16 protein-coding genes are annotated in these 18,431 nt (G+C 70.6%); 4 read left to right on the plus strand and 12 right to left on the minus strand.

What is annotated here, in order from left to right; all coding sequences use genetic code 11:
• Nucleotides 1-133: 133 nt before the first annotated feature.
• The 4 genes from ACFWQG_RS09125 to ACFWQG_RS09140 form a co-directional block, all read right to left on the minus strand.
• On the minus strand, nt 134-1,915 hold the full coding sequence (locus ACFWQG_RS09125; RefSeq protein ID WP_378507539.1) for an alpha/beta hydrolase: 1,782 nt from the start codon (nt 1,913-1,915) through the stop codon (nt 134-136).
• A 73-nt stretch (nt 1,916-1,988) separates the two neighbouring features.
• Nucleotides 1,989-4,268, minus strand: coding sequence for a phosphoribosylformylglycinamidine synthase subunit PurL (gene purL / locus ACFWQG_RS09130; RefSeq protein ID WP_378507290.1), 2,280 nt, complete (start codon nt 4,266-4,268; stop codon nt 1,989-1,991).
• Nucleotides 4,269-4,469: 201 nt separating this feature from the next.
• Nucleotides 4,470-5,840 (minus strand): DUF4185 domain-containing protein, encoded by a 1,371-nt coding sequence (locus ACFWQG_RS09135; protein ID WP_378507291.1) that lies wholly within the window; start codon nt 5,838-5,840, stop codon nt 4,470-4,472.
• A gap of 205 nt (nt 5,841-6,045) precedes the next feature.
• A complete protein-coding gene (locus tag ACFWQG_RS09140; RefSeq protein ID WP_378507292.1) occupies nt 6,046-7,332 on the minus strand; it encodes a M18 family aminopeptidase in 1,287 nt (428 codons plus the stop codon).
• A gap of 132 nt (nt 7,333-7,464) precedes the next feature.
• Here ACFWQG_RS09140 and ACFWQG_RS09145 point away from each other — a divergent pair, with 132 nt between their 5' ends.
• Together ACFWQG_RS09145 and surE are read left to right on the plus strand one after the other, a co-directional pair.
• Nucleotides 7,465-8,421, plus strand: coding sequence for a Dyp-type peroxidase (locus ACFWQG_RS09145; RefSeq protein ID WP_378507293.1), 957 nt, complete (start codon nt 7,465-7,467; stop codon nt 8,419-8,421).
• Nucleotides 8,422-8,535: 114 nt separating this feature from the next.
• Nucleotides 8,536-9,435: a 5'/3'-nucleotidase SurE gene (surE, locus tag ACFWQG_RS09150; protein WP_378507294.1), complete on the plus strand. Its 900-nt coding sequence runs from the start codon at nt 8,536-8,538 to the stop codon at nt 9,433-9,435.
• A 155-nt stretch (nt 9,436-9,590) separates the two neighbouring features.
• Here surE and ACFWQG_RS09155 read toward each other — a convergent pair whose 3' ends face one another.
• From ACFWQG_RS09155 to purS, 5 genes are all read right to left on the minus strand, one after another.
• On the minus strand, nt 9,591-10,070 hold the full coding sequence (locus ACFWQG_RS09155) for a carboxymuconolactone decarboxylase family protein (RefSeq protein WP_378507295.1): 480 nt from the start codon (nt 10,068-10,070) through the stop codon (nt 9,591-9,593).
• On the minus strand, nt 10,067-11,206 hold the full coding sequence (locus tag ACFWQG_RS09160; RefSeq protein ID WP_378507296.1) for a dihydrodipicolinate reductase: 1,140 nt from the start codon (nt 11,204-11,206) through the stop codon (nt 10,067-10,069). Before ACFWQG_RS09160 ends, ACFWQG_RS09155 begins: the two co-directional genes overlap by 4 nt.
• 112 nt (nt 11,207-11,318) lie before the next feature.
• Nucleotides 11,319-12,518 (minus strand): macrolide family glycosyltransferase, encoded by a 1,200-nt coding sequence (locus ACFWQG_RS09165; RefSeq protein WP_378507297.1) that lies wholly within the window; start codon nt 12,516-12,518, stop codon nt 11,319-11,321.
• A gap of 91 nt (nt 12,519-12,609) precedes the next feature.
• Complete coding sequence (gene purQ / locus ACFWQG_RS09170; protein WP_378507298.1) at nt 12,610-13,287, minus strand: phosphoribosylformylglycinamidine synthase subunit PurQ; 678 nt, start codon at nt 13,285-13,287, stop codon at nt 12,610-12,612.
• Nucleotides 13,284-13,529, minus strand: a complete 246-nt coding sequence (gene purS / locus ACFWQG_RS09175) for a phosphoribosylformylglycinamidine synthase subunit PurS (protein WP_378507299.1) — start codon at nt 13,527-13,529, stop codon at nt 13,284-13,286. Before purS ends, purQ begins: the two co-directional genes overlap by 4 nt.
• A gap of 140 nt (nt 13,530-13,669) precedes the next feature.
• Here purS and ACFWQG_RS09180 point away from each other — a divergent pair, with 140 nt between their 5' ends.
• Nucleotides 13,670-14,317: an MBL fold metallo-hydrolase gene (locus ACFWQG_RS09180; protein ID WP_378507300.1), complete on the plus strand. Its 648-nt coding sequence runs from the start codon at nt 13,670-13,672 to the stop codon at nt 14,315-14,317.
• Between the two features lie 7 nt (nt 14,318-14,324).
• Here the strand turns inward: ACFWQG_RS09180 and ACFWQG_RS09185 are convergent, their stop codons facing one another.
• The gene (locus ACFWQG_RS09185; RefSeq protein WP_378507301.1) at nt 14,325-14,702 is read right to left on the minus strand and encodes a VOC family protein; all 378 of its coding nucleotides are present in this window, start codon (nt 14,700-14,702) and stop codon (nt 14,325-14,327) included.
• An 83-nt stretch (nt 14,703-14,785) separates the two neighbouring features.
• Between ACFWQG_RS09185 and ACFWQG_RS09190 the strand changes: the two genes are divergently transcribed.
• Nucleotides 14,786-15,508 (plus strand): TetR/AcrR family transcriptional regulator, encoded by a 723-nt coding sequence (locus ACFWQG_RS09190; RefSeq protein ID WP_378507302.1) that lies wholly within the window; start codon nt 14,786-14,788, stop codon nt 15,506-15,508.
• Here the strand turns inward: ACFWQG_RS09190 and ACFWQG_RS09195 are convergent.
• Together ACFWQG_RS09195 and ACFWQG_RS09200 are read right to left on the minus strand one after the other, a co-directional pair.
• A complete protein-coding gene (locus ACFWQG_RS09195) occupies nt 15,433-16,230 on the minus strand; it encodes a DUF2334 domain-containing protein (RefSeq protein WP_378507303.1) in 798 nt (265 codons plus the stop codon). The genes ACFWQG_RS09190 and ACFWQG_RS09195 overlap by 76 nt on opposite strands.
• Nucleotides 16,231-16,302: 72 nt before the next feature.
• Nucleotides 16,303-18,426: a S9 family peptidase gene (locus ACFWQG_RS09200; protein WP_378507304.1), complete on the minus strand. Its 2,124-nt coding sequence runs from the start codon at nt 18,424-18,426 to the stop codon at nt 16,303-16,305.
• Between the last annotated feature and the right edge of the window lie 5 nt (nt 18,427-18,431).

Below are 18,431 nucleotides of genomic sequence, written 5' to 3' on the forward strand. Positions count from 1 at the left end.
ATCATTCCTTCGCAAGAACGATCATCCCAGCGCAGAGGGCACCTGCCCTTCTATGACACGTTGTACCGCCGATCTCCATCGGTGGATTCAGGTCTAATCGACTGAACGGTTCCGTTCACTCGGTCGTGGATGGTCACTTCTCGGGGCCCTGACGACCCGCGTTCGCGTCCAGCACCGCGCGGACGCGTTCGGTGTCCGCCTGCGTCCAGCCGTCCGGGGCGGCGACCGCGACCCATCCGTCGAGCACCGTGGTTCCGTAGTTGTGGCCGTGCCCGTCCGGGACCCCGGCCGCATTCGCCAGGTCCGCGGCGACCTGCCAGAACGTGACGAACGGGAACCAGCGCATGCTTGGCAGCCGGTCGTAGCCGGGCGGCTCGGACAGCCAGTCCGGGCGGTTGAAGATCAGCTCCGGGCTCCACCACACCACCGGATCGGACGGGTGCTGGAGGTAGAGCACCCGCGGGTACAGCCAGGGCCCCGGCTCCGCGCCGATCGCGGCGGCGTCCTCGGCGAACCGGACCACCAGCCCGTCCGAGTACACCGGCTGAACCTCGGGGCTGCCCGGGTCGCGGCGCGCGACGAGGGTGCGCCACAGCGGGTTCGTGTTCGGCGGCCCCACCCACAGCACCCCGTCGACCATCTCCCGGATGTCGGCGAGCCCGTCGAATGCGGCCTCGCCCGCCTGGGTTCCCAGCGATTCGCCGTACACGAACAGCTTCGGCCGGGTCGCGGCGGGCTCCTGCAGCCAGCGGTCGTGCACCCGGTGGACCAGCGCCCGGCCCGCCTCGGCGGCCTTCTCCCGGTCGGCGAGGAACGAGATCCAGCTCGGCAGGTACGAGTACTGGCTCGCGACCAGTGCGGTGTCCCCGTTGTACATCAGCTCGACGGCGTCGGCGGCGGTCGGGTTGACCCAGCCGGTGCCGGTGGTCGGGATGACGACCAGCGCCTCCCGCTGGAATGCGCCGGTGCGTTCGAGTTCCCGGATCACGACGTCGAGTCGGGCATTGGTGTCGTCGGCGGTGCCGAGACCGGCGTACACCCGGATCGGCTCCTGCGCTGGGGCGCCGTTGTACGCGGCGAGCTGGTCCGCGTGCAGTCCTCGGTAGACGAACTCGCGTCCCTCGTATCCCAGGGTGTCCCACGGCGCGTACGACTCGACGCTCCCGGACCGTTCCGGCCGGATCGGCCGCACCACACCCTCCCTGGTCTCGTCGTTCTGCAGGCTGAACGCCGAGTTCACGAACGAGTACGCAGCGTTGACGAGCACATCGGTGACGAGGGTGTAGCCGAGGAACGCGACGAGGGCGAACCCGATCGGCGCGGCGGCGGACCGGGGCACCCGCAGCCAGGTGTTCAGGTAGCGGGCGATCAGCCGCACCAGGTCCCGCAGCACCCGCCACAGCGAGATCAGCAGCGCGGCGACGAGCACGCTCAGGCCGAGGGTCCGCAGGTAGCCGGTGGTCGTGGTGCCCTCGGCGCCCATCAGCGCGGCCAGCTCCCGCTGCCAGCTCGCCGAGTACACCAGCATCACCAGCGCGGCGATCACGGACAGCACCGGCACGGCCACCTTGATCGGTGTCGTCACCCGCGCCGGGGGCGGCCACCACGACAGTTTCGACAGCCAGTACCGGTGCGCACCCCAGCCGAGGACGCACCCGACGGCGTAGCCGATCGCCGCGGTGATGCCGCCGATCAGGCCCTGGTACAGCCAGTCCCGCGGCAGCAGCGACGGGGTCAGCGACCAGCAGAAGAACAGGGCACCGAACGCGACGCCGGTGAAGTCGAGGCTGAGCAGGCCCCACGCCCACGCGACGAACGGATGCTTGTCGGCGAGCCGCTCCGGCGCCCACGGCGCCGTCCACTCCCGGACCCGGTTGACCCACCGATCGAGGGCGCGGTCCTCGCCCGAACGCACCGGAACCCGGGACGGTTCGGCGGCTGCCTGGTCCGTCCCGGGTTCCCGGGTCGCTTCCGTGTCGGTCACATGGCTATCCAAACAGCGCAGGCAGCGTTCCTTCGGAGGTCGCGCGCAGCGTGTCGAGGGTGACGGAGAAGTGCCCCTGGACCTCGACGGAGTCGGAGCCCTCGTCGACGACGCCGATCCGCACCCACGGCAGGTCACGGGCCGAGCACATGCCGGTGAAGCGGGTCTCCTCGGTGCGCGGCACCGCGACCAGCACCCGGCCCGCGGACTCGGAGAACAGCGTGACGAACGGGTCGGCGTCCTCGGGCAGCAGGATCCGGCAGCCCGTCTCCCCCGCCAGCGCGGCCTCGACGACGGCCTGCGCGAGACCGCCCTCGGACAGGTCGTGGGCGGCGGAGATCAGCCCGTCGCGGGACCCGGCGAGCAGGATGTCGGCGAGCAGGCGTTCGCGTTCGAGGTCGACCTTCGGCGGGACCCCGCCGAGATGGTCGTGCTCGACCTGCGCCCAGATGGAGCCGTCGAACTCGTCCCCGGTGTCGCCGAGCAGGATCAGCGTCTCCCCCGGCTCCAGGCCGAGACCGGTGGGGATGCGGCGGTGCACGTCGTCGATGACGCCGAGCACGGCGACGACGGGGGTCGGCAGGATCGCGGTGGCGCCGGTCTGGTTGTAGAAGCTGACGTTGCCGCCGGTGACCGGGATGCCGAGCTGCGCGCAGCCGTCCGCGAGCCCGCGCACCGCCTGCTGGAACTGCCACATGACGCCCGGATCCTCGGGGGACCCGAAGTTGAGGCAGTTGGAGACGGCCTTCGGGGTGGCTCCGGTAACGGCGACGTTGCGGTACGCCTCGGCCAGCGCGAGCTGCGCACCCGTGTACGGGTCGAGGGCGGTGTAGCGGCCGGACGCGTCCGTCGCGAGGGCGATGCCGCGGCCGGTCTTCTCGTCGACCCGGATCACGCCGCCGTCGGCGTTCTCGGCGAGGACCGTGTTGCCGCGGACGTAGCGGTCGTACTGCTCGGTGATCCACTTGCGGCTGGCCAGCTGCGGAGAACCGACCATCTTCAGCAGTGTCGCCTCGAGCTCGGCGTCCGTCTCCGGACGCTTGAGCCCGGCGGTGGTGTTCGCGACCAGCGCGTCCTGGCTGTCCGGGCGCTGCACCGGACGCTCGTAGACGGGGCCCTCGTGGGCGATGGTGCGGGCGGGGGCATCGACGACGGTCTCGCCGTGCCAGTCGATGACGAGGTGTTCACCGTCGGTGACCTCGCCGATGACGGTGGCCAGTACGTCCCACTTCTTGCAGACGGCCATGAACGCGTCGACGTTCTCCGGGGTCACCACGGCGCACATGCGCTCCTGGGACTCGCTGGAGAGGACCTCGGCTGCGGTCATCCCGGTGGCGCGGGTGGGCACCTGCTCGAGGCTGATGTGCATGCCGCCGTCGCCTGCCGCGGCGAGCTCCGACGTGGCGCAGGACAGCCCGGCGCCGCCGAGGTCCTGAATACCGACGACCAGCTTCTCCCGGTACAGGTCGAGGCAGCACTCGATGAGAACCTTCTCGGTGAACGGGTCGCCGACCTGGACGGCGGGCAGCTTCTTCGGGCGCCCGCCCGCGCTCTCGTCGAAGGTTTCCGACGCGAGGACGGACACGCCGCCGATGCCGTCGAGGCCGGTGCGGGCACCGAACAGGATGATCTTGTTGCCGACGCCGGACGCGAACGCCAGGTGCAGGTCCTCGACCCGCATCGCGCCGGCGCACAGCGCGTTGACGAGCGGGTTGCCCTGGTAGGACGCATCGAACACGGTCTCGCCGCCGACGTTCGGGAGGCCGAGGGAGTTGCCGTAGCCGCCGACGCCGCGGACGACACCGTCGACGACGCGGCGGGTGTCGGGGTGGTCGACCGCACCGAAGCGCAGCTGATCCATGACCGCGATCGGGCGGGCACCCATCGCCATGATGTCCCGGACGATGCCGCCGACGCCGGTCGCGGCGCCCTGGTACGGCTCGATGTACGAAGGATGGTTGTGCGACTCCACCTTGAAGGTGACCGCCCAGCCGTCGCCGATGTCGACGACGCCCGCGTTCTCCCCGATGCCCGCGAGCATCGACGCCCGCATCTCGTCGGTGGTGGTCTCCCCAAAGTACTTCAGGTGCACCTTGGAGGACTTGTAGGAGCAGTGCTCGGACCACATCACCGAGTACATCGCCAGTTCGGCGTCGGTGGGACGGCGGCCGAGGATCTCCCGGATCCGGGCGTATTCGTCGTCCTTGAGTCCCAGTTCCCGGTAGGGCTGGGCGACGTCGGGGGTCGCTGCGGCGTGGGTGACGGTATCGACCTGCGGTGACACGGGGAGTCGGGTCCCTTCCCTGGAGGAATCGAATGGGCAGTCCGGCGAGGCGCTGCCAGCGCAAAGTCTAGCCCGCTGCCCCGACACCTTCCGCACTGGTCACCGCACGTGGGCACGGTCACGTCAGCGCGGGGTCACCGTCGAGCCGAACGGACCGGCCCGGCAGGACCTTCGGGTCGCTGCCGGGCCGGCGCCGGTCGCTCAGCCGTCGATCGTCTGCCCCTCGGCGGGGACGTCGACACCGAGGAGCTCCGCGTCGCCGGTCGTCGCCGGGTCCGGCCGGTCGACCTGGTCCGTCGACGCCATCCGCAGCCCGCTCAGATCGGTGCGCATGTAGATGACGTTGTAGCGATCCCAGGTGGTGATGACGTACTCGAGATGCTGCCCCCGCGTCCACGGGTGCATGAACCCGCCGTACAGGCCGGGCAGCAGGACCGAGCTGACGATGGTCTGCTTGCCGGACCACGGACCCTCGAGCCGGTCCGCCTGCCGGATGACCAGCCCGGTGACGTCCGTGGACATCGCGACGTACTTGTTCAGGTAGTCGTTCCACTGCACGGACAGCTCGCTGACCGGCGCCGGGATGACCGGCACCGCCCGAGTCATCTCGGCGACCCACGCGCTGCCATCCCAGTACCGGTACGCGGTCAGGTCCAGAATCTGGTTGCTCGGCACCCGTGCCAGTCGGGCACCGCCGCTGCGGCCGGACTGGGTGCCGTACTCGTAGACGAAGCCGTCCTTACCGTCCACGAACGCGCTCTGCTGGAAGTTCGCATTGCCGGGGTCCACCGCGGGGATGCCGGGGATGCCGAGACCGTCGACATTGGCCCGCACCGACGCGACGTCCGATGTCCAGGTCTCCCCGTCGTTGCCGGAGACGGCGATCGCGGAATAGTTGACCGTCCACTCACCGGGGGTGTCCCAGCTGCGGACCGACATGTACCGCACGTACTGCTTGCCGCCGATCGCGATGCCCGCGGTCGGGATGGTGGTGTACTCGCCGGGGATGCCGAAGCCGGGGATGATCTCCTTCGAGTGGTTGGGCCGGTCCAGCGGCGAACTGTCGATTCGCATCCCGTCGGCGAGCGTGGTGTCCGAGCTGCGGAACAGCACGTTGCTGCGCCAGTCGTCGTCGTCGACACCGCACTCGCCGACGGTGTCGCCGAACGCCATGAGCACGCGGTGATCGGCGCCGGCGCCCCCGTTGTCCCACATGATCCCGAGATCGGTTCCGGAGACGCTGAACCGGTCGATGGTGTCGTTCGGGCTGCCGGGCCCGGTGACCATCTCGATCGCCTTCGTTGCGCCGGTCAGCCGGGGCACCGCGCCGTCGGGCGACCCGGTGATCCACGGGAGCGCCCTGCCGATCGAACCGGCGGAGCCGCCGGAATTCTGGCCGCACGGCCCACCGGGCGGGGTGATCGACGACCCCGAGGACCCCGACGATCCGAGGGACTGTGCCGACGACGGCGCCGCTGCGGTGGCAGCGATCAGCACCGCGACCCCGGTGGCGACCGCCGCGGCCCGGCCGCGGCCGAGGACGGACGACTTCGACTGACTGGGACTGTGCACGAGCGTGTGTCCTCCCGATCGACGGACGTGACCCGCGGACCCACCCGGCCCCGCCGCACCCACCCAACCACGACACCGGAGTGGCTGCTGGGACTGATGAGGCAATTGTTATCTGGAGCGGGTCCCGGTACGCACATCGTCACCGGGTCGGCGGGGCGGACGCCATCCGGTGTTCGATCGACAGTCACGGCGCGGGCGCCGGTGGTCACTCCTGCGGCGTAAGGAACGCGGCGAGCGCGTCCGCGTACGACGCGACGTCCGCAGCGCCCATCAGCTCCCGCGCCGAATGCATCGCGAGTTGCGGCGCCCCGACGTCGACGGTGGACAGCCCGGTCCGGGATGCGGTGATCGGCCCGATCGTCGATCCGCACGGCAGGTCCGCGCGGTGCACGTACCGCTGCAGCGGAACCGCGGCACGATCGCACGCCAACGCGAACGCGCCAGCGCCAGCGGCGTCGGTGGCGTAGCGGAGGTTCTGGTTCACCTTGAGCACCGGTCCCCCGTTCACCAGGATCCGATGGGCGGGCTCGTGCCGGTCCGGGTAGTTGGGGTGGGTGGCGTGCGCCATGTCCCCGGACGCGCACACCGACCCCGCCATCGCACGCAGGAAGTCCTCGCGGCCGCCGCCGCGACCGAGCACGATTCGCTCGAGCACCGAGTTCAGCAGGTCCGAGAAGGCGCCCCGGTCGGACATCGACCCTACCTCCTCGTGGTCGAACAGCGCGAGGACGGGGATCGCCTCGCCAGGGGCCTCGGCCGCGGCGAGCAGCGCCCGGCTGCCCGCGTAGCAGGTGCCCTGGTTGTCCAGCCGCGGCGCGGACACCAGCTCGTCGTGCAGTCCGACGACCGCGCTCGGCGCCAGGTCGTGGGTCATCAGTTCCCAGCCGAGCACCGCGTCCGCGTCGACCCCGGCCTCCCCGGCGAGGAACGCGAGGAAGCTGCGCGGCGACGACCCGACCCCCCAGATCGCGTTCAGGTGCCGCTGCGGATCGAGGCTGACGCCCTTGCGCTCCTCGGACAGGTGAATCGCCAGCTGCGGCACCCGCAGGATCGGCCGATCCACCCGAATCAGATGTTCCCGCAGTCCGTTTCCCTCCCGAACGCTGAGCCGACCGGAGATGCCGAGGTCGCGGTCCAGCCACGAGTTCAGCCACGCACCGCCATACGGTTCGAGACCGACCATCTGCCAGCCAGCTGAGTCGAGGTCGGGGTGCTGCTTGACCCGCAGATTCGGGCTGTCGGTGTGCCCCCCGACGATCCGGAACGGCGCCGCCCCGGACCCGGCCTCCTCGGTGCTCCACGCGACCAGCGACCCGCCGCGCACCAGGAAGTACCGGCCCGGCGCTGCGGGCCAGCCATCGGTTTCGCGCAGTTCGACGAAGCCGGCCGCGGCCAGCTCGGCCGCCACGGTCGCGCACACGTGGAACGGGGACGGCGAGGCATCGACGAAGGAACAGAGCCCGGAAGCGGTGGCGTCGGTCATCGTGGACATGACCGTGATCCTAGAACCGTCCGGACTCCTGCCCCGATACGCGGAAACCGATCCCGTCCGGCCGGTCCGGGCTCGTCTAGGGTTGACGGACCGGATCAGCTCTGCCGCCCGCCCCAATCACGGGAGTACCGAATGCCTGAAACATCGCCCGCCGCAGCCACTCCCGAACCTCAGACGGTGTCCTACCCGCTGACACCTGCGGCGGTCTTTCTGGTCGTCACGATCAACGACGACGGCGAGGATGTCGCCCGTCGGGTGCTCGCCGAGGCCGCCGGACTGCGCCGGTCGGTGGGACTGCGGGTGCCCGGCGCTGGCCTGGAACTGATCGTCAGCATCGGCTCGGCCGCGTGGGACCGGCTGTTCACCGGCCCACGTCCGGCCGCCCTGCATCCGTTCCCGGCGCTGCGCGGCGGCACGCACCAGGCACCGTCGACACCGGGCGACCTGCTGTTCCACATTCGGGCGATGACGATCGACGCGTGCTTCGAACTGGCGCACCAGATCACCAAGCGACTCGGCGACGCCGTCACCGTCGTCGACGAGGTGCACGGCTTCCAGTACTTCGAGAACCGGGACCTGATCGGGTTCGTGGATGGAACCGAGAACCCGAGCGGGACCAAGGCGGTCGCGGCGGTGACCGTCGGCGCGGAGGACCCGCACTTCGCTGGCGGTTCCTACGTGCACGTGCAGCGGTACGTGCACGACCTGGTCTCCTGGGAGGCGTTGCCGGTGCCCGAGCAGGAAAACGTGATCGGCCGAACGAAACTCGAGGACATCGAGATGGGTGACGATGTCAAGCCGGCGAACTCGCACGTGGCGTTGACCGCGATCAAGGACGAGCAGGGCAACGCGCTGGAGATCCTGCGCGCGAACTTGCCGTACGGCCGGGTCGGCGGCGAGATGGGCACCTACTTCATCGGCTACTGCAAGGATCCGGCGGTCACCGAGCGCATGCTGGAGAACATGTTCCTCGGCGATCCGCGCGGCAATTACGATCGGCTGCTGGACTTTTCGGTCGCGGTGACGGGCTCGGCGTTCTTCACGCCGAGCGCCGACTTCTTCGACGCGCTGCCCGCGGCCCCCGCGTAGCCGCCGTACCGCGGCGAGCCTGCCCCGGTCCCACTCAGTGACACGGATCACGAATCCGGAGGCGAAGACCCGTACCTTCGCATCCCCGTTGTCATTGAGAAGGGACACACTCCCGTGCGATTCACCCGCCCGCTGATCGTCACCGTTGCCGCCGCCGCGGTGCTACTCACCGCCGCGTCCGGCGCCTCGGCCTTCGAGGGATCCAGTGCGGCACCGCCGTCCGGCGACACCCCCGGCCCGCTCCGGATCCTGCTGACCAACGACGACGGCTGGGATGCGCCGGGGATCACCGCGACCTATCGGGCACTGACCGCGGCCGGTCACGACGTGACGATGGTCGCGCCCGCGCAGAACCAGAGCGGGAAGTCGGCGGCGATCGACTTCCAGGGCAAGCTGACGGTCACCCACCCGAGCGGCGATCCGAAGGTGTACTCGGTCACCTCGACACCGGCCGGGTCCGCGATGTTCGGGATCAACGAGGTGTTCAAGGACGCCAAGCCCGATCTCGTCGTGTCGGGGACGAACGTCGGGTCCAATGTCGGCTTCGACACCAACTATTCGGGGACCGTCGGCGCCGCCGTCGTCGCGAGCGGCGCCTTCGGCATCCCCGCGATCGCGATCAGCACCGATACCAGCCGCGACCCGGAGCTCGTCCCCGCATACGACCAGACCGCGGCCCTGCTGGTACGGATCCTCGACGGCGGGGTCCCGCGCACCTCCCCCGGCACCGTCCTCAACATCAACTACCCGCTGCTCAAGGACGGCGCCACCGCGCCAAAGGGGATGAAGTACACGCCGATGTCGTCCGCGTCCGCGGCGGACATCCGGTACTCCCGGATCGACGACACCACCTACGAGATCAAGCCCGGCCGGGCCGCGACCCCGCCCGCGGTGGGCACGGACTTCGCCGAGCTGGACGCCGGGTTCGTCACCTTTACCCTCCTCGACGCCGACCGCACCGCGGACCGCGCCGATGCGGCAACGATCACCGGCCTGGTCAGGTCCCTGAGCTGACGCGCCTGCGGTGGGTCCGCGTCCCGTCCCGGATGCCGACCCACCGCCCGAGTGTCGCCTCCCTGCCTGGACCTCATCGGCGGGGCTCCACACCGGTCCGGGCGGTGCCGGTGGGGATCACCCTTGGTCTATGGGTTGATCACCCCTAGCCCACCTCAGTGCCCCGGCAGCACGCAGGCGGTGTCCAGGCCCAGCACGTGGTTGAGCCTGCCGAACGCCAGCCACGCGCCGATGCTCATCGACAGTTCGACGATCTCGGCGTCGGTGTACCGCGCCTTCATCCGCGCCCAGAACTCGTCGTCGAGGCCGTGATGGTCGAGTGCGTAGCGTTCGGCGTACTCGGCGGCGAGCCGGGTGCGATCGTCGAAAGTCTCGGTGGTGCGCCAACTCTCGACGGCCTCGTCGAACCCGTCCTCGACCTTGACGCCGTCGCGTTCGGTGCGCCAGTCCTGGCAGAAGATGCACCCGTTGATCTGCGCGATCCGCAACCGGGCCGCCTCGAAGGCGCGCAGGTCGATCGTCGAGTGCTCGTACACGGACAGCGAGAACTGGGAGGCGGGGATCCCGATGCCGGGCACCATCTCGCCCCACACGTAGCCGATCGGGTCCTTGTCCTCGGGGAGGTCGATGATCATGCCGGGGTCCTTTCCGGTGCCGAGGTCCCGTGCGTTGCCCCGGTCCCGTGAGTTGCCGATGTGCCGTGCACTGCCAGCCTGCCGACCGCGGGGCGCAGCGGCACGTCGAGTGCGTCGTAGAGTCCCGGCTCGTGGTCGACGAGCCAGTCGATGGCCCCGACCAGCCGCCCGACCGCGGTCGCGTTGCCGCCCGCCGACCGGTTGCCGCCCTCATCGGTTGCCTCGACGGCGACCTCGATCCGGGGCCTGCCCTCGATGATCACCCGGTGCGCGCCGTCCCCATCCGGCGGCGTCGGCCAGTCGGGGGCGCAGGAGGCGTGGATGCGGGTGACGTGTTCGATGACGATGACGGGGTCGCCGTCGACGATGCCCTGGACCTCGAACCGCAGGGCGCCCTGGGTGCCCGCCTCGAAGTCGCCCATGGCCGGGGTGCTGACGGTGGCGTCGAGGGCCCGCCGGTCCAGGGTTTCGCGGATCTCGTCGAGCTCGACGCCGAGCGCCCGCGCGATCATCCGAACCTGGCCGCCCCACACCATGGTGGGAACGGACGGCGCGACCATCGGCGGCAGGTAGTCCATCGGCTGCCCCATCCCGACCAGGTAGCGCACCGAATCGGGCTGGTCGTAGGTGGTGTAGTCGAAGATCTCCTGGCAGCGGATCGCGTCGATCCGGGTCGCGAGGCCGCTGAGCAGGATCGGCAACACGTCGTTGCCCCATCCGGGGTCGATGCCGGAGGCGAAGAACGAGCCGCCCCCCTCGGCGATGGCCGCGCGGATCGGGTCCCGCAGCTCCGGCGGGGCGCTGCGGTGGTCGTAGAGCGGGTACAGGGCGGGGCTGACGACCACCGCGCCCGCCCGGATCGCCCGGCAGATGTCGGCGAGCGCCTCGGCCGGCCGGACGTCCCCGGAGGCGGCGTACACGACGGCGGCTGGCCCGGCGGCGAGGACCGCGTCGATGTCGTCGGTCGCCGCGACCCCGAGATCGCGCCCGGCGGCGCCGAGGTCGCCCGCGTCGCGACCGACCTTGTCGGGGTTGTGGACGAGGACGGCGGTGAGATCGAGCGCGGGGTGCGCGTCCACGGCACGGATCGCCGCCCGGCCGACGTTACCGGTGCCCCACACGACGGTGGTGATCATGCCGGGAACGGTACCCACCTGAAACAGGTTCCCGCAGAGGTTCAACCAGATCACCGGCCGTGACGCGCTCGCCGCCGAACTCGCGGCGCTGCGCTCGGTGATCGGCCGAGGGTCAGAGGTAACCCTCGATCACCTCGACCGCGACCCGCACCCCTCCCGCGGCCCGGAGCTCGTCGGCGAGCGCATCACTGCGGTTGCGGATCTCGGGACCGTCCACGGTCCGGAGCGCGTCCCGCAACTCCGCCACGGTCGCCGACTCGCTGTCGACGCGCACCGCCACCCCGGCCGTGACGAGCGCGTCCGCGTTCTCGAACTGGTCGACGGCCTGCGGCGCCGCGATCATCGGTGTCCCGGTGACCATTCCCTCGCTCGACCCGCCCATCCCCGCGTGGGTGAGAAACGCATCCGCCTCACGGAGGATGTCGAATTGCGGCACCCAGCGGTGCACCTCCACGTTGGCGGGAACCGTACCCAGATCGGCGACGTCGACCTGGGTGCCGATCTGCAGGACGACGTGCCATCCGACGAGATCGCCGAACGCCGCGACGCAGCGGCGGTAGAAATCGGCCTGATCGGTGAACGCGGTACCCAGCGAGATCAGCAGCAGCTTCGACTCGCCTGCCGGACGCGTCCAGGTGCCCTCCGACGCACGATCCAGCGGAAGGGCAGGCCCGGTGAAGGTGTATACGTCCTCGTCCACCCGGTCCGCGTTGGGCTGCATCGACTTCGCGATCAGCACCACCGCGCGCGTCGGCCGCCCGAAGAAGGCGTCGGGGTCGGCCGTGACACCGTTGTCCTGCAGGAACTTTCGTTGCCGCTCCCGGTACGCGATCCCCTTCGGTTCCTCACGGATGGGGGCGAGAACCGGGGCCATGTCCTCCTCGTAGCCCTCCCACGCGACGTAGGTCGGGGACAGCTGCACGATCGGAATCCCCCACTCCTCGGCCAGGATCCGCGCCGGACCGCCCGCGATGTCGTACAGGAACAGGTCCGGCCGGTCGGAGTCGTACAGCGCCCGCAGCTGCGGCAGCATCGACTCGTAGTCCTCCTGGAACAACGTCAACTGGTCGATCATGTCGCCGTCCCAGGACTTCTCCGACGCGGTCCCCGAGTCGCCGGTGTTCACGCCGGGCAACGTCGAGGTATAGGGCCGCAGCTCGGCGCCGGCGGCTTCGATCACCGCCGCCATCGACGGGTCGTTCGCATAGCTGACCCGGTGACCACGCGCGACGAGCTCCCGGACGATCTCGAGACTCGGGTTGACGTGGCCGGGTGCGGGAATGCTGATCACGGCGATATGCGCGGTAGACATCGGTTCCTTCCGGTGCGGGTGACCCGGCCATAGGAACACGGGAGGCCCCGGAAACTCCAGTGAGTTTCCGGGGCCTCCCGTCAGCGTCCGATCAGGCGGAGACGACGCTCTCCAGCGCCGAGTAGAACATGCCGAGCCCGTCGTCGCTCGGGCCGGTGAGCGGCTCGGTCGCGTGCTCGGGGTGCGGCATCAGACCGACGACGCGGCCGTTCTCGGACGCGATGCCCGCGATGCCGCGCTGCGACCCGTTCGGGTTGTCGCCCGAGTAGCGGAACACCACGCGGCCCTCCCCCTCGAGCTCGTCGAGCACCCGCTCGGACGCCTGGTAGCGGCCCTCACCCGACTTGAGCGGGATCAGGATCTCGGCGCCGGACTCGTAGCGGCTGGTCCACGCGGTGGAGGTGGACTCCACCTTGAGCCACTGGTCGCGGCAGATGAAGTGCAGACCCTGGTTGCGGGTCAGCGCGCCGGGCAGCAGGCCCGCCTCGCAGAGCACCTGGAAGCCGTTGCAGATACCGAGGACCGGCATCCCGCCCTTCGCGGCATCGACGACCTTGCCCATCACCGGGGCGAACCGCGCGATCGCGCCGCAGCGCAGGTAGTCGCCGTACGAGAAGCCGCCGGGGACGATGACCGCGTCGACGCCCTTGAGGTCGGCGTCGCCGTGCCACAGGCTGACGGCCTCGCCACCAGCGAGGGTCACGGCGCGGGCGGCGTCGACGTCGTCGAGGGTGCCGGGGAAGGTGATGACTCCGACGCGGGCGCTCATGCCTCGACGTCGATTCGCCGCACGACCCAGTCCTCGATCACGGTGTTGGCCAGCAGACCTTCGGCGATCTTCTCCAGCTCGGCGTCCTCGACACTGCCGTCGATCTCCAACTCGAACCGCTTCCCCTGGCGGACATCGGACACGCCAGCGAAGCCGAGCCGGGACAGCGCCCCGACGATGGCCTGCCCCTGCGGGTCGAGGATCTCGGCCTTGGGCATGACTTCGACAACGACACGGGCCACGTGCTGCTCCTCGCTTGGTGCTGCGGTTGTGCCCGGGAGAATCACGCCGGGCAACTGGCAGTTTACCGGTCCGCCCCGCTGGCTCGCGCACACGGTCGCGGGTGCCCCGCCGCGGTGTGAACCAGCGCATACTCGGGGGCATGCGGCTCACCCACTTCGGCCACTCCTGCCTGCTCGTCGAGCACCTCGGCGCGACGATCCTGTTCGATCCCGGCACCTTCTCGCACGGCTTCGAGGGGATCACCGGCCTGGACGCGATCGCGATCACCCACCAGCATCCCGATCACGCCGACACGGCCCGGCTGCCCGCGCTGGTCGAGGCCAATCCGGGCGCCGCCCTGTTCGCGGACCCGCAGACCGCCGCGCAGTTCGGCGACCGGTGGACCCCAGTGCGCCCGGGTGACGCGTTCGACGTCGGCCGGGTGCATCTGCGGGGAACCGGCGGCAGGCACGCGGTGATCCACCCGGACCTGGCGGTGATCGACAACACCGCGTTCCTGCTCGGCGACGACGACAACCCGGCCCGGCTGCTGCACCCCGGCGACTCGCTGTACATCCCGCACGAGCGGGTCGACGTGCTCGCGCTCCCCGCCGCCGCGCCGTGGCTGAAGATCGCCGAGGCGATCGACTACCTGCGCGCCGTCGCGCCGCGGGTCGCGGTGCCGATCCACCAGGCGATCCTCGCGAACGAGGCGACCGGGATCTTCTACGGCCGCTACACCGACATGGCCCCGGACGGCACCGAGTTCCGGGTGCTGCCCGGGGAATCGGGGACCGAGCTGTCCTGAGCGGGATTCACACCCACTGCACGAGTTGCCACACCAGGCCGTTGGGGTCCGCGAACTGGCAGTAGCGCTCACCCCACGGCTCGGTCTCGGGTTCGGTGACGACGACGGCGCCCGCGGCGGCGATGCGGGCGAACTCGGCGTCGATGTCGTCGACGACGAACACGATCAGCAGGCCCTGCCCCGCCGGTCCGGCGATCGACGCCGGCTTGAAGGTGCCGAGTCCGGTGCGCAGGAAGATCACGTTGACGCCCGCGTCCGGGTGGGCGAGGGAGATGAAGCCGTCGTCGGCCATGGCCTCGGTGAAACCGAAATGGGTGGCGGCGAACTCCGCGGACGCGGCGGGGTCCGCGACGTTCAGGGACAGGGCGGTACCGGTGATCTTCATGCGACCTCCATCGAGACGAGAAACCTTATGCAATGTATAAAGTACGTGTCGCGGCGAAGTATTCCCACCGGTGGAGGTGTCCGATGGCGCGCGATCTGATCGACCTGCTGTGGCGCGAGCACCCCGCCGCCCCGACCGGCGGCAGCCGCGGCCCGCGCTCGAAGGTCACGACCTCGCAGGCCGTCGACGCCGCGATCACCCTCGCCGACGCCGAGGGAATCGACGCCGTGACGGTGCGCCGCCTCGCCGCCGACCTGGGCATCTCGTCGATGGCCCTCTATACCCACGTCGGGTCCCGCGACGACCTGCTCGTGCTCATGGTCGACGCCGTCCGGGCGGGCTGGACGCCCGCGCCGTACCCGGCGGGCACCGGCCGCGACCGGATCCGCCAGCTCGCCGGCCAGGAACTCGCGCTCCACACCCGGCACCCGTGGCTGCTCGACGTCACCGACGAACGCGCCTCCTTCGGCCCGGGCACGATCGCCAAGTACGACCACGACCTGCACGCCTTCGACGGCATGGGCCTCGGCGACGTCGCCCGCGACGCCGCCCTCACCTTCGTCACCGACTTCGTCCGGTCCGCCGCCCGATCCCGGCGGCCCGACCCGCACGCCGCGGACATGGCCGAGGCGTGGGTGCGGTGGCACACGACGCTGGGCGGCTATCTCGGCGACGCGCATCCGCTCGCCCGGCGGGTCGGCGCCGCAGCGGGCGAGGCCATGAACAGCTCCTACAGCGCCGAGTCCGCCTGGGAGTTCGGGCTTGAGCGGGTCCTCGACGCGCTGACCGGACCGACCCGCGCGTGACGCGCAGGGCCGGCCCTCACGCCACCTCGATGCCCCCCGCGACGCGGACGCCAACGGTAGGCGTCCGGGCCCGCCCGATGGTGCAGCGCGAGGTCGACGGCGTCGAGGATCGCCTGCCGCGGACCGGGGTGCGCCAATTGCTTTGCGGTGACCGCGAGCCGGACGGTGCCGCCGCGGCGGGCGATCCGACCGGCCCGCAGGACCAGCGCCCGGCACCGCCACGGCTCACTGCCGAACCCGCCCCCGACGCCGAGCACCCTGGCCCGCACCGCGGTGCCGCGGTCGAGGTCGTCGATGCTCGACAGTCCCGCGAGCAGTCGGAAGCCCGCGCCGGGCAGCGCGGCGACCGCCCCCGGTGACGCCTGCCACCGCGGCGCGGCGAACGCCCGGGTCCGCAGCCCCGTCTCCTCCAGCACCCGATCCGCCGCGACCAGACGCAGCATCGCCTCGTGCTGCGGGAGGGCGGCGAACTCGGCGCGCCGCTTCTTGGTCGCGGCCTGGTCGTAGCCGTGCAGGACGATGGCGTCGCCCCGGTCCCGGCGGGCGCGCAACCAGTCCTGGGTCGGCTCGTCGCGCACCAGCCGATACTTGTCCTTCAGCCGCGGCGCCACCAGCAGCGACAGACGGACCCCGCGGGCGTCCATCGCACCCGCGAACCCGGCAACCAGCTCCCGGGTCTCGTCCCGGATTCCCGACACCGACACGATCAGCGTTGCGGTCATGACCCCCAGCGTGGCAGCCGAAGGTGAACGGGCACTGACGCGCAGTGGTGCATCCGGGGGACCCGCCCGACGTCAGCCGAGACCGACCGTGTCCAGCACCCAGGCGTACTCGAACGCCACCTCGCGCCACTTCTCGTACCGGCCGCTGACCCCGCCGTGCCCGGCACTCATCTCGGTCTTCAGCAGCAGCGGGGCGGCGCCGGTCTTGGTCGCGCGCAGCTTCGCGACCCACTTGGCCGGCTCCACGTACAGCACCCGGGTGTCGTTGATGCTGGTGATCGCCAGGATCGCCGGGTAGTCGTGGGCGCCGACGTTCTCGTACGGACTGTACGAGCGCATGTAGTCGTAGACGTCCTTGTCCGCGAGGGGATTTCCCCACTCGTCCCATTCGATGACGGTCAGCGGCAGCGACGGGTCGAGGATCGAGGTGAGCGGGTCGACGAACGGCACGTTCGCCAGGATCCCGGCGAACAGCTCCGGCGCCAGGTTCGCGACCGCACCGACGAGCAGGCCGCCCGCGCTGCCCCCGTCGGCGATCATCCGATCCGGTGCGGTGCGCCCGGTGTCGACGAGATGCCGTGCGCAGGACACGAAGTCGGTGAAGGTGTTCTTCTTCGACAGCATCTTGCCGTCCTCGTACCAGTGCCTGCCCATCTCGCCGCCGCCGCGTACGTGCGCGACCGCGAACACCATCCCGCGGTCAAGCAGGGACAGCCGCGCCACCGAGAACCCGGGGTCGATGCTGGACTCGTACGAGCCGTATCCGTACAGCAGCAGCGGCGCCGGGTCGGCGTCGGCGCCGCGACGACGCACGATCGAGATCGGGATCCGGGTCCCATCCGCGGCGGTCGCCCAGTCCCGGTGCTGCTCGTAGTCGGTGGGATCGTAGCCGCCGAGGACCGGCTGTTCCTTGCGCAGCAGCAGGGCCCCGGACGCGATCTCGAGGTCGTACACGCGGCTCGGCGTGATGAACGAGGTGTACCCAAGCCGCAGCAGCGGGCTCTCCCACTCCGGGGTGGAGCCCGCGCCGACCGAGTACAGCTCCTCACCGAACTCCAGTTCGCGCAGCTCGCCGTAGCCCGCCCCGGTCAGCGGCCACACCGCGAGCCGGGTCAACGCCTCCCGCCGGTAGGTGACGACCAGATGGCCCGCGAACGCGTCGACGTCCTCGAGCCGAACATCGGCGCGGTGCTCGATCAGCGTCCGCTGCTCGGTCGGGTCGGCGACCGGGGCGTCGACGAGGGTGAAGTTCTCCGCCTTCACCCCGTCCGCGGCACCGTTGTGCAGGATCAGGAAGCGGTCCTCGCCGCCGACGACGGCGTGGTCGACGGCGTACTCGACGCCCTCCTCCCGGGGCAGGACGACGGTGAACTCGCCCTCCGGGTCCGCCGAGTCGAGGTACCAGATCTCGGAGGTGATCTTCGACCCGATCCAGATCGTCAGGTACTTCTCGCTGCGGGTGGATCCGAAGCCGACCCAGTACCGTTCGTCGGGCTCGTGGAAGACCCGCACGTCCGCGGACCGCGGGGTGCCCAATTCGTGCCGCCAGACGGTGTCCGGGCGCCACGCCTCGTCGACGGTCAGGTAGAAGACGTGCCGGTTGTCCAGCGACCAGGTGGCGCCCGGCGCGGTGCCAGCGATCTCGTCGGCGAGCAGGTCGCCGCTGTCGAGGTTCTTGAACCGCAGCAGGTAGCGCTCGTCGCCCGCGGTGTCGACGGAGTACGCGAGCAGGCTGCCGTCGAGGGTCACCGACAGCGCGCCGAGCGCGAAGAAGTCGTGCCCCTCGGCGAGCTCGTTGCCGTCGAGCAGCACCTGCTCGCCGGGGATCTCGGCGTCGGTGGTCAGCACCGGCGGGGTCCAGTCGTCGGCGGACGCGATCGGGCAGCGGCAGTGCACCCCGTACTGCTTGCCCTCGAACGAGCGCGAGTAGTACCACCACTGCCCCATCCGGGACGGCACCGAGAGGTCGGTCTCCTGGGTGCGGGACTTGATCTCGCCGAAGATCGCCTCCCGCAGCGGCCCCAGGTGCTCGGTCCGCGCGTCCGTGTGGGCGTTCTCCGCCTCGAGATACGCGACGACCTCCGGGTCGCTCTTGTCCCGCAGCCACTCGTAGTCGTCGACGAACGTGTCGCCGTGATGGGTGCGCGGCTGGGGGACCTTCTTCGCGACCGGGGGTGCGGCATCAGGCGAGCTCATGCCCG

The organism is Rhodococcus sp. NPDC058532, from assembly GCF_042719255.1.
Classification (GTDB): domain Bacteria; phylum Actinomycetota; class Actinomycetes; order Mycobacteriales; family Mycobacteriaceae; genus Rhodococcus_G.